Source organism: Sinorhizobium fredii USDA 257, assembly GCF_000265205.3.
Lineage (GTDB): Bacteria > Pseudomonadota > Alphaproteobacteria > Rhizobiales > Rhizobiaceae > Sinorhizobium > Sinorhizobium fredii_B.
Genome location: NT_187151.1, coordinates 78,509 through 104,040 on the forward strand (window position 1 = coordinate 78,509; position 25,532 = coordinate 104,040).

Genomic DNA, 25,532 nt, shown 5'->3' on the forward strand with positions numbered 1-25,532 from the left:
CCCTTGGAGCGCGCCCAAGTTTCTCCATGACTGCTCTTCTCCACGCCTAGAATTGAGGTGACGATTTTCATTCAAGAGGCGGTATTTGTTGAAGATCTTTCGATCACGACCAGGCGACTAGGATCGTTCAGATCAAACTCAATAACCCTTGGGACAGAAAGGCGTGCGTAACGTGTAAAGGCGCTTGTCGGAGGAAACCGAATGACGGTGTCGCAAAGCCCAAGAAGATACATCTCGACGAGGGCGGAAATTCCGCCCTCAACCCCGAGATCTGGGCTGTGTAATGGGCCAGACTGATCCGCTCGGAAACTTTTCGGGATCGTGAGAAGATCGGGGAACCTACTCGACACCTGGTCCAATACCCGCGCGCTATCGGTGCACAAAATCACCCGCACAGGCTTCGGGTGGGGCAACGCTTTGGCAGCATTAATGGCAGTGCACACTTGATGCACGGCAAGGTCCGGATCGGCCCAGTAGGGTGCATGGTCCATAACGTCTTCGCCGTTACCATGCCGAACATGAACCCCGATCGCACTGTACCCATAGAAGTGCTCCTGATAGATAGCGTCTATGCGAGCCTGAATTTCAGCCCGAGGCTTGACACTGCAGAAAATCTGCCGCTCTGCCTCCTCGTCGCAGCGCCACATCAAACACGCATCACACACTACCGTGTTGGCCTCGACATCATCTTGGGCCTGGAAAAGTTCATCGAGTTCGTCTCGCTCTCGAAAAACCTGAGCATCTGGGCGGTAAACACATTCAATCGCAGGTTTATTCCACCAATTTGGGAAGAATGGTCCTGGGAAGGAAAACTCGTTGATCTGGTTATCGCAAATAAAAGGGACACCTGCGATATCCTTGATTGGTTCAAAAAACACCGGAAAGGCGTTTGTGAAGGGCTGATCAAGGTAGCAGGACCCGCGCCAGTCAACGGCTAACGTTCGCGCCGTCCGTTGGGCGTAGCGCCAAGCGGCCGCCAGCGACCACAGACAGTCACCGAAACCAGTACGTCTCCGAGAGAGGACATATCGATTGTACAATGCTGCCCGTCCTTAGTGCCGCCGCTCTGACTTAGTGTCTTCTACGGATTTCCGATCAATTCAGAGCTTCCTAATGGAGTTCGGCAACATCAGTAAAATTCATATTTTGAATGGCAACCATCCACATATTGGATATAAAGGGGACGTGTCTTTCAGGGCTTATCTTCACGTTAGGTGGCGAACCATCGGTTCACACCAGGAAGAGAAGAGCTGATGCCAATTCCTGGACTGCCGACACAGCATAGAACAGCTCGCTCATCGGCGACGCTAGCGGTAACAGATCTGCATATCAGCAAAGCCTAACTTACACCCATTCAACTGTTAAGGACCGCCAGTCCCTGAGCCAGCAAGTGTTCGGCAGCATCTGGGTCGTCTGCCTCGACGTAGCAACGCAGTTCAGGCGCGTTTCCTGAAGGGCGGATGTGCAGGATACGGCCGCCTTCAAATGTCAGGCGCAGGCCATCCACGTCGTCCGTGCCCGTCACGCGACCGATCCGGCTGAATAAATGGGAAACATTAGCTTTTGACGCTTTCAAGAATGCCACTAGGGCGTCGCTCCTATCGAATGGATAGTTCTCGATCCGGCCGGACAAAGCGACTGGCAAACGATGCATCGCGACGATCCCCGAGAGGGGAGTTTTGGCCTCTACTGCCATGTGGAGCGCTGCAATGATGGGAAGGACGCAGTCCCGGGTCGGCAAGGCGGGAAGCGACGCGCCTCCGAACGAGAAGTTCGAACCTAGCATGACGCCACCGTTGGCCTCGAAGCCCATCACCCGCTGCTTGCCACGCGCAACCGCCTCAGTCATGGCTGCAATGACGTAAGGTGAGCCAACGCGGGTACGCACCACCTCGACGCCACTCGCCGCCTCGATCCCGGAGTTGCTGGTTATTGGCGTAGCAATAAGCTTGGCCTCCAGCAGCCTTGCGCAAATTAGACCGAGCAGATCACCGCGCAATGGAGTTCCCGTTTCATCCGTTAGCAGGGGCCGATCGGCATCTGCGTCCGACGATACAATGGCGTCAAAGGCGAACTCCTTCGCCCAGGCAGCGAGCATCTTACATGTCGCCGCCGAAATAGCTTCCGTGTCAACAGGGATGAAGACCTCAGATCGGCCTACCGGTACGACATTTGCGCCATGACCTTCCAAGATGGTGGTCAAAATATCGCGGGCAACGCTGCTGTGCTGATATAAGCCGATCTTTAGCCCCTGAAGGCCCGATTTGGGAAGCAGCGTTTCGTAACGTTGGATATAGAAGTCAGTTGCTTCGCTGGAGTGGTCGGCGCCGCGGCCACACTCAACCCTGGTTGCATCTGCATCGGCTGAAAGCTGCTCCGCCAACGCCGTAATCGCCTGCTCGTCGGCCTTGTTGATCTCACCGTCAGGCAGATAGAACTTAATGCCGTTTCGGTCGGCCGGAATATGCGAGCCTGTGATCATGAGTGATGCTGCACCGAGTTTTCGGCCGTACAATGCAAGCGCTGGTGTCGGCAGCCCTCCGCAGTCGACCGGCACCATTCCCGCCCGGGCGAGCGCTGCCATGCAGATAGCGGCGATTTCCGAACTTGAATCGCGGAAGTCGCGACCGACCAATACGGTCGCCCCTCGCGCGACCCGTCCTCTGTCGAAGAGCATCCTCGAAAAGGCTGTAGCATAGAGCGCCGACACACTACCCACGAGTTCTGTTGCCAACCCGCGGAGACCACTTGTGCCGAATTTGGGACCCATTAACTAGCCTTTTTTTGCCGGGCAGCGTTCAGCAGGTAGTCGACGCCACCGGGGCAAGCCGAATGAATTCGCATCCACTAATGAGATTGCTTCGCTCTCGCCACACTGTTATGAAGCTTCCATCAAACGCAATCAAAAATGACACCATGCTTCCAAAGATTATCCCAGCTATCATGGCAGGGGGTAGGGGCACAAGGCTCTGGCCTCTGTCACGCGCAACTGCCGCAAAACAGTTTCTAAAGCTAATCGGCGAGGAAACGCTCTTTCAAGACACGCTTAAGCGCGTTTCCGATGCCAAAGTTTATGGAGCACCACTCGTCATCACCAATGATGAATTTCGCTTCCTGGTTGCCGAACAGGCGCGCGAGCTTGGGGTCACGCTTTCCAGCATAGTACTTGAGCCGGTGCCGCGCAACACGGCAGCCGCAGTAGCCGTCGCCGCCCGGATCGTGGCTGATCGGTTTGGTGAGGACGCGCTATTGCTTGTGCTGCCGTCGGACCACGCGATTACGGTAGACGATACTTACAAGAAATGCGTGCGCTCCGCCTGCATCGCCGCAGCGGAGGGCAAGCTCGTGACGTTCGGTATTCAACCCACTTGGCCAGCAACGGGATACGGATACATCGAACGTGGCACTTACCTTGGCAAGGACGTCCATGCGGTTCAATGTTTTGTCGAGAAACCAAGTCTCGAAAAGGCGGCGGCTCTTTTGGAGACCGGCAATTACTATTGGAACTCTGGGATGTTCCTTTTCCAGGCGGCCAGCATTATCGCCGAACTTGAGGAGCATGCACCCGACGTGTTGTCGGCGGTGCACGCCGCGGTCAGGGGCTCAACGGTCGACGCCGATTTTATACGACTTGCCCCGGAGAGTTTCAGCCAAGCGCCATCCATCTCGATCGACTATGCACTGATGGAGAAAAACCGCAAAACGCCGCCGTGGTCTGCTCGGATTTTGCTTGGTCGGATCTCGGTAGTTGGGATGCTGTGTGGAAGAATGAGGAGCAGAATGCTGATGGTAACGTGCTCAAGGGCAATGTTACGGCCTGCAACACGAAGAATTCGCTTGTGTTGTCGCATACCGCGCATCTCGCTGTACAGGGGATGGATGGAGTTGCAGTCATCGCTAGCGAGGACGCAGTCTTCGTCGGGCGACTGGAGGAGGCCCATGAGATCGGAAACTTGGTGAAGCGCCTCGCCGCGGACGAAAATACGGCACGTCTTACGGAATTGCACCCAACTTTGATACGGCCATGGGGCGGCTACACCACTATGCTTAACGGCGATCGCTTCCAAGTAAGGCGGTTGTTCGTACGCCCTGGGAAGATGCTTTCTCTCCACAAGCATTTTCATCGATCAGAGCACTGGATCTGCGTGAAGGGCACCGCAGAAGTGACAATCGAGGATCGAGTAACGATCCTGCACGAGAACCAGTCAATCTACATCCCCGAGGGGGCGATACATCGCTTGGGGAACCCTGGCAAGATCATGCTGGAGTTGGTCGAGATTCAAACTGGTGCCTACCTGGGCGAGGACGATATCATCCGCGTCGCAGACGAATCGAGAAATGAAATGCCAGATTCGAGGCGTACGGGCCTATAGGGATAGCGTGTCCTTTGCGCAGTCCGGCACCTTCGCACGCATTACGGTATCTGGAGAGAGGACGTGGTGGCACCATCGGCAAGCGTTGCACCGGCGGCCGCGGACGAGTCTGACGACATGCGATGGATACCGCCCTCTGCGTCGACCCAATCGTAGATGCGTGTTCTCCTCCGTGGGCCCGGCACGATCGTTCTCCTGCGCAACGCATACCTCGCGACGAGGTAGGCCGAAAAATCCGCCTTTCTTCGCGCGCGCATTTCGAGACGACCTTTCTCGACGGGCAGCTCGCCCGGCGTCTGCGACCCGTCCGGCTTCTTTTTCTTTGAGCGGTTTCTCGCAGCCCCAGCCGCTTGCACGCGGCTCCATTCCGGCTTTTTTTACCGACAGATCAGCTTTGCGCTTGAAGCGCTGCTTGCCGTCCCGTCTGGCGGCGGGCCCGCGAGGAACGGCGAAAAGGCGGCGCCGAAGCCCCTGCATTGTTAGTGGCAAGGCTGTTGCGGTGGGCGTTGACGGTTTCGCTCCGGCTCGACCCTACGGTCGAAAAGACGAAATGGCAGGAGCGGTCGGCCGTCTTGCCACAAAGCCTGATCTTCAGGAGGCGCATGTAAGAGGGCGGGCGACGGCATGAGCCGTGAATGCACTTGACTTCAGATTAATTAAGCGCTTTCTAACGATTTGCATAATTGATCGTTCGGATGACAACCATCCGCACTGTGGATTCGCCAGAACATGCGTTTTAAGGGCCTTGATCTCAATCTCCTCGTTGCGCTCGACGCACTGATGACCGAACGCAAACTCACGGCCGCTGCACGCAGCATCAACCTGAGCCAGCCGGCGATGAGCGCAGCCATCACCCGGCTTCGGACCTATTTCCGCGACGAGCTATTTACCATGAATGGTCGCGAACTTGTACCAACTCCGCGAGCAGAAGCGCTCGCACCCGCAGTCCGCGAAGCCCTGCTGCACATCCATCTCTCCATCATTTCATGGGATCCGTTCAACCCAGCGCAGTCAGATCGCAGTTTCAGGATCATTCTTTCCGACTTCATGACGCTAATGTTTTTCGAAAGGGTTGTGGTGAGAGTGGCGCGGGAAGCGCCCGCCGTCAGTTTCGAGTTGCTGCCGTTTTCCGATGAGCCAGATGAGCTTCTCCGGCGTGGTGATGTCGATTTCCTGATCCTACCAGAAATGTTCATGTCGCACACGCATCCCAGAGCGAAGCTGTTCGATGAGAGATTCGTGTGCGTGAGTTGCCCAACGAACCAGAAGCTACCGCCGCAGCTCTCCATCGACAACTATGTATCAATGGGGCATGTTGCGGCCCAATTCGGGAAGCAGCGGCCTTCCGTGGAGGAATGGCTATTGCGCGAGCACGGACTGCGAAGACGGGTCGAAGTCGCCGTGCCGGGTTTTACCATGATCCCGCCTTTTTTGTCGGGCACTGACCGCATAGCGACCCTCCCGTTACGACTGGCGATGCACTTCGCAAAAGCCATTCCCCTGCGGATCACCGAACTTCCGCAACCCATTTTTCCCGCGTTCACCGAGGCTGTCCAGTGGCCCGCGCCTCACAGCAGTGATCCGGCCAGTCTCTGGATGCGCGAGATATTTCTACAGGAGGCGTCTCGCGTTGAATTTCAATCCGAAACTTCGGCGCATGCTCTATCATCATCTCAATTGCCTACATGCCTCTAAAGCCGACGGCGCAACTCGCCACCCTTGAGCCCGCAACTGCACGGTCGGCTCAGGGTCGAGCAGTTTGGCTGCGGGTTGCGGCCGACCAGAAGGGCTCGCACGGCCCGAGCGTACGCCCCGCATGCCACGCTCCAACCATTTTCGGCCTATGCGCAGCATTAGCTCTTCAGCTTTAGCAGCCGGGAGACCATCTCATTCAGCGTGATATCCTTCGATACCTCGATCAAACCGCGCATGGGCATTAAGGCGAGGTTCTACTGTCCGCCATGCTACAAGTCACTCGCAAGTTGCCCTTCCGGACGCTCCCAATCCAGCCAATTGCGGTCGGAACGCCAATCCAACCGCCTCGCAGCAGCCTCCGCCGACAGCCCGTTCCCAGCCGTCTTCGATACTCGGCTCTGAAGATCGTGACTCAGTGCTCTTCCATTGCCTCCTGATTCTAAGAAAAGAACCCGAGACTGCGGACACGGAGATGCCTCAATTGAGTTGCTCACTTTGGAGTTGAGCTGTATCAAACGGGTGCCCTCGACAAAGGCCATATTCGATATAGCAGATCCCAGTAAATCATTAGGTGAAACGATCCTTCACCAGGAGTAAGTGTGTTGAGTATTGCCCCTGAGAAGAAAAGAGCCAAAGCGAACGCTGTGGATATTTACGTCGGCCGTCGAATTCGCCAGAGGCGACGATGGCAGAATATGCCCCAAGCGGCCCTCGGAGAAGCTATCGGGGTGACGTTTCAGCAGGTGCAAAAATATGAAAAGGGCTCGAACCGCGTGGGTGCGGGCCGACTTCAGCAGATATCTGATGCACTGGAAGTGCACCCTTCTTATTTTTTTGTAGGACATGCCTGACGACACTCAGTCGATAGGGCAGGGCGCCCCTAATCAGGCCTATATCCCGCCCGAAGTGATTGAGTTCGCTGCAAGCGACGAAGGGGTCGAGCTCATCCGGGCGTTCTCCCGTGTCGGCAATCCCAATGTGCGCTGTCGAATCGTGAAGCTGCTCAAGTCTCTCGGCGAACACGACTGGTAAGCATGAATTCGCCCATTTCTGAGTCGAACGCGGCTACGCTCTCGGAATGAAATCAACCGTAAGTGACATCGCCATGGGACGCTTGCATTGACTCTGTAGCTCGTTAAGTTCAAATCATACAAGTGAGCTAGGGGAGGAAATCACAGTGGCTGACGAGAGTAACACAGGACCAGTGGCCGCGGCTGAGGCGGTTGCCGAAACGAAAGCACCAGCTGGCAAAAGGAAGAGTTCGTCGCGGCGTCAAAGAACGGCTGCCGGACAAGTTGCGGAATCAAAGACGACTGCTAAGCCTAAGAGATATAGCGAGACAGAAAGAGCTGACAAGCTCAATCTGATCGAGGCCGAAGTGGCTCAAGGCAATAGCACCCTAAAGGACGCGATCAAGAGCGCCGGCATATCGGAGCAGACCTACTACGTGTGGAAGAAATCTGCTAAGCCTGCCGATCGAAAACCTGAGGCGTCTGTGGTGGCCGGCGATGACCTTGCCGATCTCATTCAACTCGAAAAGGAAAACTTGAGGCTTCGCAACCTTTTGTCGGACAAACTGCGTGCGGAAAACGCCGAACTGCGCAAGAGACTTGGGCTGGATTAGCTCAAGAGTAGCCTCTCAAGGCTGTGGTAAGGCGCCCTGCCGGCTTCCGAAAGGGACGGCGTGCCTAGCCTTACGGCCACTTGCGTCGAGTCCGAAATGGCGGTATTTGGCCGAATGGTAAAGGAATGTCGTGGCGCGTTTTGGCGCTGATGAGTCGTGGATTGCTTGCGAGATACATATGAAAACACCACCACGGAGGTTTATTGTCGAATTCAAGCAAGTACGGCGGCGATCAAAGGAACGAACGAATTCAGTCTGGGGAAACACGGACCTTAAGGCTTTGACCCGCGAAGTGGAAGAGATGGCTCCGCATTTGTTCAACTTAACGGAAGAGCCAGTATCCCCTAACGTAGCCTACGGTCCGCCGGCCAGCCCGAATGCAGAGTTTCTCATTGCAGACAAAGAGAATATCGGGCTTGGGCCAGAAGCCGTGACACCGGCCCAAGGTTCGGAAAACGCGTTCTCGGGGCTGCATAATTCAAGTCATTCCGCAGTCGACGCTACTGACAAGTTGCAGGAGACGCCACCGGTCTCCCACACCCGAACAAACTCCAAACAGCGCATTTCGCGAAAGCTACCCGAGCGGTTGTCATTGGACGGGCGTGAGAATGTAGAACGCCCGATTTCTCGCGATGAATTGGCCACTCTCGAAGCAGAAAACAAGCGCCTCAAAAGGCTGCTCGCTGAACGGATCCTTACCCAAAACTTGCAACTCAAGAAGATGCTTGATCGGTTTAACCTCAATTGACGATGTCGCATCCGCGCGAAAGTCTTAGGAATCTCTTGGGGGCCGAACGGAGTCTCGCGTTTCAGCAATCGCTGATAGCTCTTCAATCCCACCTCAATGACACAGTTCAGGACCTTCCTCCATGTATCTAGCCATAGCACGCCGACCGATTCAAACAAACCTGAGCCTACGGCAGAATTAATGGTTTTTTAATAGACTTGGTAGCTGCGGATTAAAATTATGTTTTGACATATCCTCGATCGGTGTTAATTCACTAAATGAAAAGTGTCGTCGCAGATAAATACTTTGACGAAATTCCAGCTTGGGTTGTGATTCTTCCCTGTTGCTTTGAGCCGTCAGCCAGCTCGGCGCCTTGGCGGCGACTTCCCATCACGACTTGAGCCTTGATGTTGCGGCGGAGCCTGGCTCCTGTGCAATGACCGTCCAGTTTCAAGAGGCAAGTGAGTTCAGCGGCATTTTCTCGCATGTTTCCTCCTGAAACGTCGTTTTGGGATATGTTGCTAAGATCCGATAGGAGAAGAAGATGACAGAAACCACGCTCGGTGCGAGCAACGAACTCTTGGCAGAACTGACGGCAGAAATCGTAGCCGCCTATGTCAGCACCCACGTGGTTCCGGGTGCCGAGCTTCCGACGCTTATCGCTGACGTTCATTCAGCGCTCAACAATGCCACTGCTCCCGCGCCGGTGATTGCTCCCATTGAGAAGCCGAAGCCAGCGGTCTCGATCCGCAAGTCTGTGCAAAACGATCAGATCACCTGCCTCGAATGCGGCGGCGCCTTCAAGTCGCTGAAGCGCCACTTGATGACCCACCACAATCTGTCGCCGGAAGATTATCGCGAAAAGTGGGACCTACCCGCGGACCTACCCGATGGTCGCGCCCGCTTATGCGGAAGCCCGCTCGCGTTTGGCCAAGGAGATAGGCCTCGGCGAGCGCCGCAAGCGTCGTGGTAAGTAGAACGTTATCGCCGGCGGCGATCGCTGCCAGCTACGCGCCACGCCTTTAATTTGCGCGAAATGCTATGCAGAATGCGGTGTTTCGGCCGCATCTTCCAGATGCACGGCGTGATTGACGAATGTTGAGCCCGAACGAAAGCTTGGACATATGTAGATTTCACAGCTTACGCTTAAATCCAGCGATGACGAGACGGTGCGCCGCTTCAAGGTTTTCATTAATCTTGTCGTTGGCGAATCCGCCAAGTTCAACCGTCTCGATCCGGAGGTCCATCTTCGAGATATCCTCACGCGCATCGCCGGCCATCCGATCAACAGGCTTGACGAATGGTTACCGCGGAGCATGCGGCATCAGGGTCGACCATGGCCGGGCCTGCCAACACGACACTCATGCGCAGCGCGCCTGCGGCCTTCCTCGGTGGCGGCGTCATCGGCCCGCCTCCGAAGAGCTGGTCAGCTTGACGACATCGACGAACTTGCGTCGCGCGTGAGCAAGGCAGAACGCAAGCCGCATGGGGGCGACATTGCTCTCGTCCATCACGCGCGCCGACGCGGGCGCTTGCACAATGACGCTTTCGCAGGCCCGGCATGCATAGCGCGGCCGGATCGTCTGCTTTACCCGGACAACCGCCGGCACGATGTCGAGTGCCTCACTGACGTCCGTGCCGACGCAATGAAGCTCGAACGAGCAGCACGGGCAAATCTTGCTCTCCGGCTCGATAAGCTCTTCATACCGTGGGAGGTGCCTGGGTAAACGGCCGATGTTGCGCGACGGTGACCGTCGCTCCTGTTTTGGCCCTTCAGCCACGGGTGCAACATCGTCATTGGCCGCCTCGGGAATGTCGCTGAGATCGCCAAGGTCAAGCGTCGCCTGCGTCGGGTCGATCGCCGTCATCTTCTTCGATTTCGGCCCAAAGAGCTGCTGCTCCAGGAAGGCAACGCGCGCCTTGAGGTCGGCATTCTCTGCATCGAGCGAGAGAATGATCCGGCTCAATTGCGCGGCATCCTGAGGTAAAGAGTCGGGTCGAAGCGGCATAGCAGACCCTAGCACATGATCCTGAATCTTCAAGCAAATCCAATAGGATCAGCCCGCTTTCGTTGGCCGCTTTACGACGTTTCGCTTGACCCGAGTCCAGTCGATACCGGCCAGCAAAAAATTTGTTCGGCCTTGAAATGTACGTTCGTCTAACGTACATTTGGCTTAAACGACATGAAGGAGCCGGTCATGCGAGCAATCAAGGACGTCACGATTGACATCGATGAGCCGAACACCGTTCGAATGAACTTCCGTACGAAGGAGCGCGTGAAGAGGACGATCCAGCGTGCCGCGGCACTTTCCGGCCTCGACGATTCTGCGTTCACGATCAACGCTGCCTACCAGTCTGCCATTGCCACGATCGCGGCGCATGAGGCGACCTTGTTGCAGACAACGGACTACCAGGCGTTTTTCGACGCTTTGGATAATCCGTCCAAACCGACCGATCGGCTGAGAGACGCGTTCAAGCGTTATAGCGAGACCGTAGTCTCTAAGTAATGGCAAATACCGGCGCCGCAAAACGCATAGTCGAGCCGCTCGATCCCAACCGGTATGATCGGGCGGCTTTTTTTTGTGGAATCATCCAGGTCGACAACTTCTTCAAGAAGACGGCGAACAAGCTATCGAAAGCAGACAACCTTCGTGTCTATGTGATGACCGAAGACGATGGCACAACGGTTATAGGGTTCTACGCCATCAACAGCCACTCGATCAGCTATGCTGATCTGCCGGAACGCTTTTCCCGCACCCGGCCGGGACACGGCTCGATACCGGCCGCCTATATCTCCATGATCGGTCGCGATCTGCGATATAGGGGTGGCGGTTACGGCGGCGATCTGCTTACCGATTGCCTGCAAAGGATCGCCGGAATTGCTGACCAGATTGGGATCGCCGTCGTTCTTCTCGATGTCCTTGTTTGCGGTGACGAAGAAAAGACGAGCCGGCGTGTCGCGCTTTACAGCGAATATGGCTTTCAACCTTTGCCGTCAATGCCGCTTCGGATGTTCCTGCCGATCGCGACGATCAGGAGCCTAATGGGCTAACGCGCATTCGGTGCGCGATGCACGCATTTAAACGAAATGTGCCACACCTGCATGACGGCGGTTTAAGTGCAAAAAGCAACAGGAACAAAACCGCTCTGCTGTTCCATAAGATAGATTATGCGATCTTGATATGTAGCGGCATTTTAGAGATGCGACATATGAGCCAGTTAGAGATGCGACAGTCGTCGCCTCTTGGGAGGCTGGTCAAACGTCAACGTTTGGAAGGAAGACTGGCGACGTGAAGCGTGGTTGAGACCATGAGCGTTCGGAGTCGTCATGTCTTGTTTGATCACCATGTCGCAGAAGGAATTGCATCGTCTTGAACTCATCCAGCGGATTCGCGGCCGCAGCCTGAGCGTCGTCCAGGCGGCCGAACTGCTCGGCCTCAGCCGCAGTCAGGTCCACCGGCTGCTGCAAGCCTATGACCTGGCCGGCGCCGACGGTCTTGTCTCGAAGAAGCGCGGCCGGCCGAGCAACCGGCGTCACAGCGAGGATTTCCGCAACCTGGTGCTCGACCTGGTGCGTGAGCATTATGCGGATTTCGGACCAACCCTGGCGGCCGAGAAGCTGCTCGAACGCCACCGGATTGCCGTCAGCAAGGAGACGCTGCGTCAGTGGATGATGGAAGCCGGCCTCTGGGTGTCGCGACGCGAGCGCAAGAAGCGGGTCTTCCAGCCGCGCGGCCGGCGCGATTGTTTCGGCGAACTCGTTCAGATCGACGGCTCGCTTCATTGGTGGTTCGAGAACCGCGGCCCCAAATGCGCCCTGCTCGTCTATATCGACGATGCCACCGGCAAGCTCTTGCATCTGCGGTTCGCCGGATCGGAGAACACCTTCGACTATCTGCACGCAACGAAGGCCTACTTGCAGCAATGGGGCAAGCCGATTGCCTTCTACAGCGACAAGCATGGCATTTTCCGCACCACCCATGCTTCCAAGAAGGACCGGACCAGCGGCCTGACGCAGTTCGGGCGGGCCCTTTATGAGCTCAACATCGACATCATCTGCGCCAATACCCCGCAGGCCAAGGGGCGGGTCGAGCGCGCCAACCAGACGCTGCAGGATCGTCTCGTCAAGGAACTGCGGCTGCGCGGCATCGACACGATCGCGGCGGCCAATGCCTATGCGCCGGAGTTCATGGCCGACTTCAATCGTCGCTTTGGCAAGGCGCCGCGCAATCCGAAGGACATGCATCGGCCGTTTGCCGCGCATGAGAACCTCGATGGCGCGATGTGCCGCAAGGAGATCCGCAAGCTGTCGCAGTCGCTGACGCTGCGCTATGACAAGGTGATGTTCATTCTCGATCCGACAGATCGTGCAGCGGCGCTGGCCGGTAAGAAGGTCATCGTTTGCGACTATCCCGACGGACGCCTCGAGATCACAGACGGGGAAGCCACCCTGCCCTACAGGACGTTCGACACGCTGCGCTCGGTGCACCGCTGCGAGGTGGTTGAGAACAAGCGCCTTGACGACATGCTTTCGATCGTGGCCGAGATGCAGGCCGGACGACAGCAACAGCGCAGCAACGGCGGGCCGCGCCGCACCGGCCAGACGGACCATATGTTCGGCATTCGCGACGGCAGCCAGAGCAACGGCTACCAAAAGCGCGGCACGAAGCCTGGCCGCAAGACGGATTTTACCAAGGATCCGGTGGTCATCGCCCGACGCCAGCAAGCCCTTGCGCAGCTGAAAGCGGCGGAGTGATCGGGATGTCCAAGCTAAAGTTTATCTTGCAGCTGGAGCCATCCGCCGCCGACCGGGCTATGCAACCCTGACCAGCTCCACCCGGTCGGCGGCTTGCGCCTTCGTACTTGGTAAATATAGCAACTTGCAAACGCAGTACTAAGGAATAAGATGGTGTCGCATTTCTAAGTTGACTACTTTGTCTCATCTTTAAATAGCTGTGACATGATATGTAGCGGGGGTGGGTTCAAGGATGAAGTGCGACTTGCGATAGATACCAATGGGTTATCACTCGCAAGGAATGCTCATGAGACGCACCTACTCCCAGATCGATATGGATGAACGTCGCAGGATCGCTCGCTGGCGAGCGGCCGGCCTCAGCGCCACGGTCATCGCCGAGAAGCTCGGACGGCATCGTTCGACGATTTTCCGCGAGCTCAAGCGCAATGCGTTTGAGGATGCGCAGATGCCGGATCTCAGCGGCTACTATTGCGTGACCGCCAACGAGATGGCACGTGAACGCAGAGCCAAGCTGCGCAAGCTCGCCCGCTTCGTCCATGTGCGCCAATCGGTGGTCGAGCGCATCATGCATGGCTGGTCGCCACAGCAGATCGCCGGCCGCATGCGGCTGGAGCGCCATCCGATTTGCGTCAGTTATGAGACGATCTACAAGTTCGCCTATTCCGCAGACGGCCAGGCCATCAAGCTGTGGCGGCACCTGCCGGAGCGTCGTGCGAGACGCAGACCGCGGCATGCCCGACGGCGTCACGGTCGCCGCTTCAGCCCGGAACTCAACATTCTTCACCGTCCTGATACTGTCGCCGAACGCAAACAGTTCGGGCATTGGGAGTGCGATCTCATTCAGTTTCGCAAGAAGTTCGGCAAGGCCAACGTGACGTCACTGGTGGAGCGGGTCAGCCGCTTTGCTGTCTTCCTGCGCAACAACGACCGGCAATCCAAGCCGATCATGGACGGGCTGATTGAGGTGCTCCAACCCCTGCCCCACGCTGCTCGACGCTCGATCACCTTCGACCGTGGCACTGAGTTCAGCGAATGGCCCTATCTGCAGGCTGGCATCGGAACGCAGACATGGTTCTGTGACCCGCAGTCGCCCTGGCAGAAAGGCACGGTCGAGAACACCAATGGCCGGGTTCGCAAATGGCTTTCGAGAGAGGTCGATCCCCTGTCGATCAGCGACGGCGAGCTCAGGGACATCTGCGACCGGCTCAACTCGACACCGCGGAAATGCTTAGGCTACCGAACGCCCGCGGAAGTCTTCCGCAAGAAACTGCTCGCGCAAATACGACGTGTCGGGTAGCGTCACACGCGCAAGTCGCAGTTCGGCATGAATTCACACGGCAGTTTAGAGATGCGACATATAGGCCAGTTAGAGATGCGACAGTCGTCGCCTCTTGGGATGCTGGTCAAACGTCAGCGTTTGGAAGGAAGACTGGCGACGTGAAGTGTGGCTGAGCCCAACAGCGTTCGGAGTCGTCATGTCTTGTTTGATCGTCATGTCGCAGAAAGAATTGCATCGCCTTGAACTCATTCAGCGGATTCGCGGTGGCAGCCTGAGTGTCGTCGAGGCGGCCGAGTTGCTTCGTCTTAGCCGCAGTCAGGTCCACCGGCTATTGCAGGCCTATGACCTGGCCGGCGCCGACGGACTGGTCTCGAAGAAGCGCGGCCGTCCGAGCAACCGACGTCACAGCGAGGATTTCCGCAACCTGGTGCTCGACCTAGTGCGTGAGCATTATGTCGATTTCGGTCCGACCTTGGCGGCCGAGAAGTTGATCGAACGCCACCGGATAGCCGTCAGCAAGGAGACGCTGCGCCAATGGATGATGGAAGCCGGCATCTGGGTGTCGCGCCGCGAACGCAAGAAGCGGGTTTTCCAACCGCGCGGCCGACGCGATTGTTTCGGCGAACTGGTCCAGATCGATGGCTCGCATCATTGGTGGTTCGAGAGCCGCGGTCCCAAATGCGCCCTACTCGTCTACATTGACGATGCCACCGGCAAGCTGTTGCATTTGCGCTTTGCGACTTCAGAGAACACCTTCGACTATCTGCATGCGACGAAGGCCTATTTGCAGCAATGGGGCAAGCCGATTGCGTTTTACAGCGACAAGCATGGCGTTTTCCGCAGCACGGCGCTTTATGAGCTGAACATGACATCATCTGCGCCAACACCCCGCAGGCCAAGGGGCGCGTCGAGCGCGCCAACCAGACGCTGCAGGATCGGCTCGTCAAGGAACTGCGGCAGAGTCCGAAGGGGAAGTCGTGACCCATCCAGTCATTCGTTCGACCAGTCACTCAGCCTCTGGAATCCGCCTGCAAATATGTTCCCGTTACGAACTCGTGCGGTCAGCGCCGAGCTTTCAATCCAGGCCTGGATTTCGGTTGTCAGCGGGCCGAGAAAGATGACTTCCGCCAATGTCGCCGCCGCATGCAACGCGGTCATTTCGGGCCAGCTCATGGCGATGTCGTGGTGCCCGATCCAAGCGTCAGGATTTTTGTAGTCGATGACGCCGCGCGCTGTCCTCTCCGATGCGTTCACGAAGAACCTGTAGGACAGGACTCCCGGATGACCTTCGGCTTCGACCCGCCTTGCCAGCGCGCCTACCGCAATCTCGAAGTCTTCCGGCGTCTTCTTCAGCTCGTATAGATTCAGGACGGTGAGGCGGTTGTCGATCATGATTGAACCTCGGTCCGAAACAGCATCTCTTTGCATAACCCGCCCCAGCACTCCCCAGGTCGGCACGGGACCAATGTAGCAGGCACCCCATACCATCGACAGGCCGTTTCCTCGCAGTCATCGAAGTCAGCATAGTACGCTGGTTGCTCGTTCTAATGGCGAACGCGAACGGAAAATCCTACCCAGAGCGGTCTTCCACGACGGGTATCAACCGTCAGGTTTTCACCACTAGGTCCGTGACGCAGAATGCAATAGCTTGCAGCAACGGGGCGAAGTCTTCATCGAAAGGACAGTTGATGAAGACAGACCGCTCAAACGAAGGCGGCTCACTCATCCTTTGGGCGGAATCGGATCGTTGCCATACGAGTTGCGCTCGCGAATACGCCCATCTCGACCATGAATATAGAGTTCAGTCTTCTGCGCAATCTTAGTGGCGGCGGCAATCGCTTCAGCCTGGGTTTGGTGAGTGCTTGTAGCTCGCGCAGAACCCGCCTTCTTAACGCTCCAACCATCCGCGCTTGGAACGACGTGCTGCCCCTTCTTCGACATGCTCAAGGTACCTCCTGAACGAGATATAATCGCTTTTCGGGTATTCCGCTAGCTTGCAAACGCTGGCTTGGTGCGGACACTGAGATCCAAAGGTCGGCTGCAGACAGAAGCGCTGTTGCGACGCATTTAAACCGATGCTCGCGTCCATCTAATGCATGTGAGTCACAGAGCTCTTTTGCAACGTTGAGATGTGTTTCGGCATGCAAATTTGGCTCTGACTCACTTTTGATGAAATCAAGTGCTGGCTGATGTTGGTTTCACATAAGGAATCAGCACCATGGGTTATTCGCTGCGACCGTCGACGCTCCTCGCGGCTTTGTAGTCGACAATACAGCCGTTGATGACGAGGTTATGTTGATCGCGGTTCGGCCGGCGAGTAGAACAAGCCTTTGCCCGATCTGCGGAACAAGGTCGGAGCGAATCCACAGTCGATATCAACGACGCTTGGCTGACCTGCCCTTGGTGGGAAAGCCCGTTCGGCTTGTCATTGAAGCGCGACGGTTCCACTGCGACGCAGTGTTGTGCGGCCGGCGAATCTTCGCCGAGCGCTTCGACGGGGACGTTCTCGCGCCTTCAGCGCGGCGAACTGCGAGGCTCGACCACATCGTCCATCATCTCGGGCTTGCACTGGGTGGCAGGCCAGCGGCCGCCTTTGCCAAGCGGCTGATGTTGCCGGTAAGCAATGATACGCTGCTGCGCGTCGTGCGGCGGCGCGGCAGTCCGCGCTTTGTCCCGCCGATCGTGATCGGGATCGATGATTGGGCGTGGCGACGTAACCAACGCTATGGGACCATCATTTGCGATCTGGAACGGCGCAAAACCATTGCTCTCCTGCCAGATCGGGAGCCGTCGACGGCCCAGGCTTGGCTCTCGGACCAACCTCAGATCAGCATCGTCGCCCGCGACCGCGGCGGTGGTTACGCGACGGCTGCAGCCAAGGCATTGCCACAGGCGACCCAGGTCGCTGACCGCTGGCACTTGATGGAGAATGCCAGCCGGGCATTCGTCGATGCGGTGCGCAAATCCATGCGCCAGATCCGAACCGCGATCGGAGCCGCCACGATCAATCCCGAGCTGCTGACTGCCGCCGAGCGCATCCAGTACGAGGGATATCTTCGCCGCGAAGACACCAACGCCGCCATTCTCGACCTGGCCAAGTCGGGAGCCGCAATCAAGGAGATTATGCGCCGGACCGGATACAGTCGCGGCCTGGTCCGACGCGTGCTGCGTGGTCAACGTTCGGATGTCTTCCGCGTCCGCGAGAACTCGCTCGAACTCTATCTGCCATGGCTTGACGCTCAGTGGTCGGCCGGACACCGGAATGGAACGGAGCTATGGCGGCAACTCAAGAGCCAAGGGTTCCGTGGCTGCCTTCGAGTTGTCACCGAGTGGGCCACACGCCGTCGAAAAGCAGAAAAGGTCGATGACGGTGCCTTGAGCCGAGCGCCCTCGGCCAGGACCATTGCGCGTCTTATGACCATCGGTCGCGACGACCTCTCCAAATCTGAGACCGTGACGGTCGCGGCGATAGAGAGCGGTGTACCGTTGCTCGTCGAGGCGCGGGAAGCCATCGCCGCCTTCCAGGCGATGATCCGCAAGAAATCCCTCGCTGATCTCGATCCATGGTTGGAGAAAACCCGAACGGGTTTAGTAGCCTCCTTCGCCAACGGCATCGTCAAAGACCGTGCAGCCGTCAGCGCCGCGCTAACTTCGCCGTGGTCGAACGGCCAGACGGAGGGGCAAATCACCAAGCTCAAGCTCGTGAAGCGTCAGATGTATGGTCGCGGAAAGATTGACCTCCTCCAAGCCCGCGTCATTGGCGCGGGATAAAATCCGTCACCACCAAAACTGCGTCAGAGCCAATTTTGCACGCCGATTGACAAGCGCTCGACGCCAACTGTGCTAAGAACCGTCTTCCGCCACTTCCTGCTTTTGGACGGGTTCGGCAAGTGGGTAGCTTCCGTTAGTTCGACATTTTGTTCGGCCAGAGCCTTGCGAAAGGCTTTGGCCATGAATTTCGAGCGTGCGAAAACACTAATGGTTCTTTCCCTTTCTGGGGCGTAATGGAGGTCAGTGCTCGCGTTTCTGACGAGCCGCCCACAAGGGTCAAGCCATGAATTTGTGCATTCACCATTCCGGAGCGAGCGGCGGGCTTGATGGGCCGACTCGGATGGTAGCCAATTGCCGTTGAGGTCAACGAGGCACAGTCCGCTGTCGCGCCCAAAAAGAAGCGAAACTGTGATAGAAGTGTTCGTCAGGCCGGAGCAAAGGCCAACGAAGGGCAGCGCAGCAATGCTGAAAACCGATACCCGCCAAGCGAATTGGCGCCGTGCCAATCCAGGGAAGTATGATGCTCATCTCGCTGTGCAGCGCGCAGTGAATGCAGGCGAACTGGAGAAGCAAACGTGCGAAGTCTGCGGGATCGAAGCAGTCGATGCCCATCACGACCAATATGACGAGCCTTTGAAGGTACGGTGGTTATGCCGGCGGCATCACACACGACTTCACCACTACGGCGAAGACATGTTTCCGATCAGGGATGCATTTTAGTTGCCCTTTGGACTTGCCAGGCGGCAGACCTCGGGCTCCGTGGCTATCTCTGGGAGGTTTCGGTGTGACGGAGCATATGCTGCTTTCCAGGCAGCCCCGGTCGTCTATCGCGGGGCGACGCAGATGCTCGAGTGCCGCGGTATGAGGCGACACAAAAAAATTTGGTGGGCCCGGCAGGACTCGAACCTGCAACCAATCGGTTATGAGCCGACGGCTCTAACCATTGAGCTACAGGCCCCTCCTCCAGACGGCTTACGGCAGCAGTGAGAGATTTGCAATATTTCAATCTACTCCCGACCGACGTTTGCGCTTGGGCGCTGCGGTCTGCAGCGCGACATATGTGGAACGACCCGCTTGGCAAGGGCATTTTTCAGCGATTCATCCCGCGGGAACGGTGCGGTCATATGTCCGGCCTATCAGCGCGGTTCTGTGGACCGCTGGCCTCGATGAAGTCCGCGAAACGAGTGACTGATCAACCAAACGCGCTCGAAGCGCAATGGCGCGCTGGCCTCTCTCGCCTCGGGATTTCGTCCCGTTGTGGAATCATCGCTTGTTTGTGCACCTTGCCACTGGCGGCTACCGTGCCGCGCAGTTCGTGATGTTCGTTGTCAGCTTATGAGCTGGCCGCACTGCTCTCGAGACCGCGATATGTTCCGCCCTTGGTCAGGAGCGCCCAGATGATCCGCGCCATTTTGTTGGCGAGCGCGATCGCAACGACCTTGAAAGGCCGTCGCGCTAACAGTGCGACTAGCCACATTCAAGAACTCGTCTCGCAGCCGCCCATTGAAGCTTTCGATGAAGGCGTTCTGGATCGGCTTGCCAGGCGCGATGTAGTGCCAATCCACCTTGCCCCGGTCCGTCCATTGCAGGATCGCGTTGCTGGTGAATTCGCTGCCGTTGTCGCTGACGATCATCCTGGGCTTGCCGCGTGCCTGGATGATCCGGTCCAGCTCACGGGCAACCCGCAGGCCGGACAGCGAAGTATCGGCGATGAGGCCCAAGCATTCTCTGGTGCAATCGTCGACGACCGTCAGAATCCGGAACCTGCGTCCATCGGTGAGTTGATCCGACACGAAGTCCAGCGACCCAACGATCATTGGCAGTCATCGGGATCAGCATCGGCGCTCGGGTGCCAATCGCTCGCTTACGGCCGCCGCGCTTGCGCACCGTCAGCTTCTCCTCCCGATAGAGCCGGAAGAGCTTTTTGTGGTTCACTAGGTGTCCCTCACGTCTGAGCAGCACATGAATGCGTCGATAGCCGAAGCGGCGGCGTTCATGTGCCAGCGCCTTCATTCGCTCGCGAAGGCCATGATCGTCGCTGCGCCTGGTTTCATAACGGATCGTCATTCGGCAAAAGCCGATGGCTTTACACGCCCGCCGTTCGCTCATCCCATGTTGGCTCATCAGATGCGCGACAGCACTCCGCTTGGCTGCGGGCGTCACCACTTCTTTCCCAAAAGGTCTTTCAGAGCAGCATTGTCGAGCATCGCATCCGCCAGAAGCCGCTTCAGCTTCGCGTTCTCGTCCTCCAGCGTCTTCAGCCGCTTGGCTTCGGACACGTCCATGCCGCCGAATTTGGCCTTCCATTTTATAGATTGCTCGCATCGCTGACGCCGTGCTTGCGGCAAAGCTCCGAGACCGGCGTGCCCGCCTCGTGCTCCTTCAGAATCCCGATGATCTGTTCGTCTGTGAAACGGTTGCGCTTCATTCTCTGGTCCTCTCAATGGGCCAGAGCTTACTTCAAAATGGATTATTTCAACGGGGCAAGGTCAACCACGTTAGCACGTTGATGCTGTGGTAGCGGGTCGTTCCACCTCATCAACCAAGATGAGACAGTCAGGCACCATGACGCTATGTCATCAATGCGGCTGGTGGCAAAGGCCGTGGCGGCTGCAGCGCGACGCGCTGTTCATTGACAGATCCGCATAGCGCACGATTGGGATGCGGCGCAGGAGACTTCCCGCTCGATCAGATTCCGAGCGAAGTTGGTATTACGGTAGCAAGCGCCATGCCTAACTATCGGCAGGTGGTCAGGCGGGCTTCACGCCGAAGCTTGCCGCCACTCTCAGTCCCCACACCGGGCATATCCGCCGTTTGGGAAAATATGCACTCGACATGGACGACCAGCCAGCGCCGCTCGTGCCAAAATGATTGCCGTTCGAATTGCCCGCGTGAATTTTACCCAAATGGGCGATATCCATTACTGCCAGGCCTTGCTAGTGGATGGAATCTAACACTTGGTGCCCCCGTTTGACGGCAGCGATGATTTTGTCGGGATCGGCGGTCCAGGTGAAGGGCTTGGGTTGTTGGTTGTGCTCTGTAAGGAAGCGGTTGATGGCGGCCTGGAGGTCAACGACCGAATGAAAGACGCCGCGCTTGAGGCGACGCTTCGACAGTTTGGCGAAGAAGCCCTCGACGGCGTTGAGCCACGAGCAGGACGTCGGCGTGAAGTGGAAGGTAAAGCGCTGATGGCGGTCGAGCCAGGCGCGCACCTTGGGATGCTTGTGGGCGGCATAGTTGTCGAGGATGACGTGGATCGCCTTGTCGGCCGGCACTTGGGCGTTGATGGCGTTGAGAAAACGGATGAACTCCTGATGCCTGTGACGCTGCATGTTCCTGCCGATGACGGTGCCGTCGAGCACGTTGAGGGCGGCAAACAACGTGGTCGTGCCATGCCGCTTGTAGTCGTGGGTCATGGTGCCGAGCCGGCCCTTCTTCAGGGGCAGGCCGGGCTGGGTGCGGTCGAGCGCCTGGATCTGGCTCTTCTCGTCGACCGACAGCACGATGGCATGGGCCGGCGGGTCGACGTAGAGGCCGACAACGTCTTTGAGCTTGGCGACGAACTGCGGGTCGTTGGAGAGCTTGAAGGCCCGCCAGCGGTGGGGCTGGAGACCGTGCGCCTTCCAGATGCGGCGCACCGCGCTGGCGCTGACGCCCACCTCGGCCGCCATCATGTCGGCAGTCCAGTGCGTCGTCTCGCCCGGCGGGTCGGCAAGCGAAAGCGCCACCACCTGCTCGCCGATCTCCGGCCCGAGCGGCGCAATGCGCGAGGGGCGCGTCTTGTCGCGCAAGAGACCCTCGAAGCCTTCCGTGGCGAAGCGCTCCTGCCAGCGCCACACGCAGGTCTTCGACTTGCCGGTCTGTCGCATGATCTCGACGGTGCCGACGCCATCGGCACTCAGCAGGATGATCTCGGCGCGCCAGACGTGCTTCTGCGGCGCATTGCGATCACTGATGAGGGCTCTCAGGCGTTGGCGATCGGTCGGCGAAACGGTGAAGGCTCTTCCTGTGCGCATGCGCCACACTCGCATACGCACTCGCCAAAGGGAATCCCATACAGACTCTTATGTTAGGCGGATACCACTAGCCATGATAGTCATAAGAGCTTTGTTACCGCTACAATCGCATTAATTCGGTCGCGAACGTAACCGCAATTGTTCGAGCAATAACGTTAATTGGTTTTCGAGTTCTCGAAGAGAACGTTCCGTTGCTATAAAGTGAACCTCGGCGCCCGCTACGGTTGAAATTGATAACATTCCCGAATTGGAGCCATCGGCGGCCAGACCAGCTCTGACGCTGAATCCGGCTGCAGCAAAGGGCTTGAACTTTCTTTCCTCCTTCCCCGTTCTCGTAGCGATTTGATGTTGGAGCTGTCCGCATGCGGCCATGAACGAAGCAGCTATTCTGCTGCCCATTTCTGGACCGAATGCTACTGTGGTTGTTTCCCCTTGATCAGCAATCAAACTGACAAATGCTAGTTGATCATCCGCGGTCGTTCCTATTCCGTTTACGTCTGTTATCAATATTGCGTCGATCTCGACCATCTTACCTCTTCCCAGAAGCCACGCTACCCGATAAAATACCTTCGAGTCAGATGTACTTAGCGCCGACCAGCCCATTGTTGGTTTTGGGGCCGAATTGGAGTTGCGCCTGATACGACAGGAAGCCGTCGCTTTTACACACGCCTGACTTCGTCAGGCACCATGGCACTCAGCCAACTCGATCCATTAGTTCCGATTGAATGGTCATTGCGGTATACAGCGAAGCATCCAAAGGCAAATCTCCAAACGCGACCTGACAAAGGAGATAGTTAGCACCTGCTTCGTCGACTTGATCAAGCAGAGCCCGTCGCACGACAGGCGCCGTTCCTACGACGCACAATTCACTTTCGATTGCTGCATCGAAGGTCAGAGGCAGATTTGGCGGAACTGGAATTGCATGGAGGTCGTACAGGAATTTGAAGTTATTCAGCCATCGTTCGAAGGCAGGAGCCGCAAGCGAGTATGCATGTTCTGCAGATTGCCCGACGACAATCATGCGGAGCAGTCCGAGAAATGACGCGTTGCAGTTCGCGCCAGAACTGAGTCCTTCCTCGGAACGGAAGGCATCAGTAATCCTGCGAACAAGCGAGGCGGGTCCCACACATGCGACATTTGCGCCGTTTGTAGCGGCCCAGCGTGCAGACTCAGGTCGGTTGGTGGCGATCCAAGTCGGCGGGTGCGGGCGTTGATGAGGCCTCAGGATCAAGGGGACATTGTTTAGTTCAAAGTGGTCGCCGCGGTAGGAAAGATTGCCGCCCCTCATCGCCTCCATCAGGATTTCGCTGGCTTCGAAATAGCGTCCAGCCACCGCGTCCGGATCGATCCCGAAGTAACCTAGCTCGATCGGAAGAGAGCCGCGCCCTATGCCCAACTCGGCCCTACCGCCGCTCAAATGGTCAAGCATGCAGATCTCCTCAAACGCACGCAGCGGATGAGAAAGGCTAAGCAGCATGACAAGCGGGCCAAGACGAAGTTGACGGGTGCGCTGCGCGACGCTCGATAGGAACAGATTCGGCGATGGGCTTCTCCCATGCGGCGAAAAATGGTGCTCCGCTAGGTGGTAAGCGTAAAAGCCGAGACGATCACATGCTTCCGTTAGCGTGAGGCGGTCTGCGTATTGCCGTGCCATGGCGTTACCGTCCTCGTCCAAATGGTCGAATATGCCGAAAGCTAGCTTTGAAGGAAGGATTTTTCTCATTTAACGTCTCACTTTACCCTGGTAGCCCCGGACTTCAATTCGAGCGAAATGAGACCTGGGGGCTTTATTTGGCCGAACATCGCTATTCACGGTGAGCCTGCCCTTGCAACGGTGGCGGAAGCCAAATCGTTAAGCCGCCGACGGCACACATCCCTGCGTGCTCGGCTATTGCTCAACAGTTTTTCAGTGCACCTACCGGCAGATGTTTCCGTCCCAGCGACCTTGTGTTGTGGAGCACGCCTTTAGACACATGCAGGCGCCAGGCTATGAACTCAGCTTCCTCACGGGCGTGGCGTAGTTAGCGCTGTGGGAGACCAGTCTTCCGGTCGTCGCTCTCTTTCCTGTCGCCACTGTCTTTTCCTACGTGCAAAAGAGCCGAGCCTGAAGCGGCTATACGTCCCATCATCGAGATTGTCTGAGCTCCCGAAATGTCCTCGACAGCCGCAAGAAACGCATCCATTTGTGGTTTCGTCCCGATGCTGACGCGAATGCAATCTTCCAGACCTTCATCGGGAAGAACGGCCACGAGTATCTTTTTCCGTTTCAAGCAGGCGTGCCACCAAACGCCGTCTCGTCCTGCAGGCACCCGCGCCAGCAAAAAGTTTGCATGGGAGGGCGTTACAGAGAACCCAAGTCGCGACAGCGCCCCCCTCACCCGCTCTCTCTCATGCCTGATATGGCGGTGGTTCTCATTATAGGTGGCGCGGTGGGCCAGGATGCTGACGCCAACCGCATGGCCGATCACATTCATATTGAACATGTTCTGGATATTGCGCAGCCTCCCTATCACCTCAGGATGACCGAAGCCGAAGCCGACGCGAATGCCGGCCGCAGCATAGCTCTTCGAAAACGTTCTTAAGAGCAGAAGATTCGAATAGCGGCTAACGAGGCGCAGAGCGCTGTCGGGAGCGAAGTCCACGTAGGCCTCATCGAGTACCACCAACTGGTCAGATAGTGCGACGAGGCTTTCAATATCAGCAATCGGGACAAATGTTCCTGTCGGGTTGTTCGGATTAGCCAGCAGGATGAACTTTGCCTGCTTTGCAGGACCGAAGAGCAATTCGTGTATCGGCAACAAGGAAGACTCGCCCCATTTTATTTCAAGTAATCGAGCACCTTGCAATTGGGCGAGCTTGCGGTTGTATGCAAAGCCGGGCGACAGCATCGCGACACTGTCACCCGGACCAAGGAATGCTTTATATATGAGCGAAAGAAGTTCGGACGAACCGTTACCGGCGATCACCTGATCCGCGGAAAGATCATAGGATGCAGCGGCGGCTTCCCGCAAACTGATGTTGTCATCCTCTGGATATAAATACTGCCGCTCGAGAGCAGCAACTGCGCTCTGCATTACCGCTTTTGGCAACGCAAATGGATTCTCGTTTGTATCGAGTTTGACATAGCCGGCGTCGGATGCCTGACTGGACGGCAGAGAATTTAGCTGTCTGTACACTTCCGTAAGAGACGAAAGTACGCGCTGCAGCTTTGCATCAGACATAGTTCTCTCCATTCAATTCGCAGAGGATAGTCGCTTTGTCCGACAGTCAACGCGAGTTGGGCTAACAGTG

At 57.1% G+C, this 25,532-nt stretch carries 17 protein-coding genes, 1 tRNA gene and 8 pseudogenes; 13 read left to right on the forward strand and 13 right to left on the reverse strand.

Annotated features, from left to right (window positions below; genetic code table 11):
* Positions 1–71: 71 nt before the first annotated feature.
* Positions 72–1,040, reverse strand: coding sequence for a nodulation protein NodZ (nodZ, locus tag USDA257_RS34980; RefSeq protein ID WP_014857596.1), 969 nt, complete (start codon positions 1,038–1,040; stop codon positions 72–74).
* 314 nt (positions 1,041–1,354) lie between these two features.
* The gene (locus tag USDA257_RS31685; protein ID WP_034859288.1) at positions 1,355–2,770 is read right to left on the reverse strand and encodes a phosphomannomutase; all 1,416 of its coding nucleotides are present in this window, start codon (positions 2,768–2,770) and stop codon (positions 1,355–1,357) included.
* A gap of 146 nt (positions 2,771–2,916) precedes the next feature.
* Between USDA257_RS31685 and USDA257_RS31690 the strand changes: the two are divergent.
* From USDA257_RS31690 to USDA257_RS31720, 6 genes and pseudogenes are all read left to right on the forward strand, one after another.
* Positions 2,917–4,373: pseudogene (locus USDA257_RS31690) on the forward strand (mannose-1-phosphate guanylyltransferase/mannose-6-phosphate isomerase).
* A gap of 729 nt (positions 4,374–5,102) precedes the next feature.
* Entirely contained in the window at positions 5,103–6,068 is a 966-nt protein-coding gene (gene nodD1, locus USDA257_RS31700) for a transcriptional regulator NodD1 (RefSeq protein WP_014857603.1), read from the forward strand.
* 599 nt (positions 6,069–6,667) lie between these two features.
* Positions 6,668–7,100 (forward strand): annotated as a pseudogene (locus USDA257_RS31705) (helix-turn-helix domain-containing protein).
* Between the two features lie 145 nt (positions 7,101–7,245).
* Positions 7,246–7,692, forward strand: coding sequence for a transposase (locus USDA257_RS31710; RefSeq protein ID WP_014857606.1), 447 nt, complete (start codon positions 7,246–7,248; stop codon positions 7,690–7,692).
* A 178-nt stretch (positions 7,693–7,870) separates the two neighbouring features.
* A complete protein-coding gene (locus tag USDA257_RS31715) occupies positions 7,871–8,440 on the forward strand; it encodes a hypothetical protein (protein WP_064240030.1) in 570 nt (189 codons plus the stop codon).
* Positions 8,441–8,963: 523 nt separating this feature from the next.
* Positions 8,964–9,396: pseudogene (locus USDA257_RS31720) on the forward strand (MucR family transcriptional regulator).
* Positions 9,397–9,924: 528 nt separating this feature from the next.
* Here the strand turns inward: USDA257_RS31720 and USDA257_RS31725 are convergent.
* Positions 9,925–10,428 (reverse strand): annotated as a pseudogene (locus USDA257_RS31725) (IS66 family transposase zinc-finger binding domain-containing protein); the annotation flags it as partial.
* A 48-nt stretch (positions 10,429–10,476) separates the two neighbouring features.
* Positions 10,477–10,551 (reverse strand): annotated as a pseudogene (locus tag USDA257_RS36435) (IS66 family insertion sequence element accessory protein TnpB); the annotation flags it as partial.
* A gap of 66 nt (positions 10,552–10,617) precedes the next feature.
* On the opposite strand from USDA257_RS36435, the gene USDA257_RS31730 reads away from it, so the two are divergent.
* The 5 genes and pseudogenes from USDA257_RS31730 to USDA257_RS31750 all read left to right on the forward strand — a co-directional run.
* Positions 10,618–10,926 carry a type II toxin-antitoxin system TacA family antitoxin gene (locus tag USDA257_RS31730; RefSeq protein ID WP_014857612.1) on the forward strand — a complete coding sequence of 103 codons (309 nt, stop codon included), beginning with the start codon at positions 10,618–10,620 and terminating at the stop codon, positions 10,924–10,926.
* Positions 10,926–11,471, forward strand: a complete 546-nt coding sequence (locus USDA257_RS31735) for a hypothetical protein (protein ID WP_014857613.1) — start codon at positions 10,926–10,928, stop codon at positions 11,469–11,471. Before USDA257_RS31730 ends, USDA257_RS31735 begins: the two co-directional genes overlap by 1 nt.
* 276 nt (positions 11,472–11,747) lie before the next feature.
* Positions 11,748–13,175 carry an ISNCY family transposase gene (locus USDA257_RS31740; RefSeq protein WP_014761945.1) on the forward strand — a complete coding sequence of 476 codons (1,428 nt, stop codon included), beginning with the start codon at positions 11,748–11,750 and terminating at the stop codon, positions 13,173–13,175.
* Between the two features lie 286 nt (positions 13,176–13,461).
* Entirely contained in the window at positions 13,462–14,472 is a 1,011-nt protein-coding gene (locus USDA257_RS31745) for an IS30 family transposase (protein ID WP_014857614.1), read from the forward strand.
* A 178-nt stretch (positions 14,473–14,650) separates the two neighbouring features.
* A pseudogene (locus tag USDA257_RS31750) lies at positions 14,651–15,411 on the forward strand (ISNCY family transposase); the annotation flags it as partial.
* 33 nt (positions 15,412–15,444) lie between these two features.
* Here USDA257_RS31750 and USDA257_RS36840 read toward each other — a convergent pair.
* Positions 15,445–15,846, reverse strand: a complete 402-nt coding sequence (locus tag USDA257_RS36840; protein ID WP_041415760.1) for a hypothetical protein — start codon at positions 15,844–15,846, stop codon at positions 15,445–15,447.
* A gap of 330 nt (positions 15,847–16,176) precedes the next feature.
* The gene (locus USDA257_RS35010; protein WP_080577876.1) at positions 16,177–16,395 is read right to left on the reverse strand and encodes a DUF2188 domain-containing protein; all 219 of its coding nucleotides are present in this window, start codon (positions 16,393–16,395) and stop codon (positions 16,177–16,179) included.
* 261 nt (positions 16,396–16,656) lie between these two features.
* Here USDA257_RS35010 and USDA257_RS31760 point away from each other — a divergent pair, with 261 nt between their 5' ends.
* Together USDA257_RS31760 and USDA257_RS35025 are read left to right on the forward strand one after the other, a co-directional pair.
* The gene (locus USDA257_RS31760) at positions 16,657–18,225 is read left to right on the forward strand and encodes an ISL3 family transposase (protein ID WP_048655403.1); all 1,569 of its coding nucleotides are present in this window, start codon (positions 16,657–16,659) and stop codon (positions 18,223–18,225) included.
* 462 nt (positions 18,226–18,687) lie between these two features.
* Positions 18,688–18,945, forward strand: a complete 258-nt coding sequence (locus tag USDA257_RS35025; protein ID WP_014857619.1) for a hypothetical protein — start codon at positions 18,688–18,690, stop codon at positions 18,943–18,945.
* 162 nt (positions 18,946–19,107) lie between these two features.
* Here USDA257_RS35025 and USDA257_RS31770 read toward each other — a convergent pair.
* The 7 genes and pseudogenes from USDA257_RS31770 to hisC all read right to left on the reverse strand — a co-directional run bounded on the left by USDA257_RS31770 (position 19,108) and on the right by hisC (position 25,462).
* Positions 19,108–19,183, reverse strand: a tRNA-Ile gene (locus USDA257_RS31770).
* 375 nt (positions 19,184–19,558) lie between these two features.
* Positions 19,559–19,699: pseudogene (locus tag USDA257_RS36845) on the reverse strand (IS110 family transposase); the annotation flags it as partial.
* Between the two features lies 1 nt (position 19,700).
* Positions 19,701–20,653: pseudogene (locus USDA257_RS35755) on the reverse strand (IS3 family transposase); the annotation flags it as partial.
* Between the two features lie 508 nt (positions 20,654–21,161).
* Positions 21,162–22,241 carry an IS630 family transposase gene (locus tag USDA257_RS31785; protein WP_041415762.1) on the reverse strand — a complete coding sequence of 360 codons (1,080 nt, stop codon included), beginning with the start codon at positions 22,239–22,241 and terminating at the stop codon, positions 21,162–21,164.
* Positions 22,242–22,352: 111 nt separating this feature from the next.
* A complete protein-coding gene (locus USDA257_RS31790; RefSeq protein ID WP_223843489.1) occupies positions 22,353–22,769 on the reverse strand; it encodes a hypothetical protein in 417 nt (138 codons plus the stop codon).
* Between the two features lie 166 nt (positions 22,770–22,935).
* A complete protein-coding gene (locus USDA257_RS31795) occupies positions 22,936–23,964 on the reverse strand; it encodes an LLM class flavin-dependent oxidoreductase (protein WP_014857626.1) in 1,029 nt (342 codons plus the stop codon).
* A gap of 298 nt (positions 23,965–24,262) precedes the next feature.
* Positions 24,263–25,462: a histidinol-phosphate transaminase gene (hisC, locus tag USDA257_RS31800; RefSeq protein WP_014857627.1), complete on the reverse strand. Its 1,200-nt coding sequence runs from the start codon at positions 25,460–25,462 to the stop codon at positions 24,263–24,265.
* Positions 25,463–25,532: the final 70 nt, after the last annotated feature.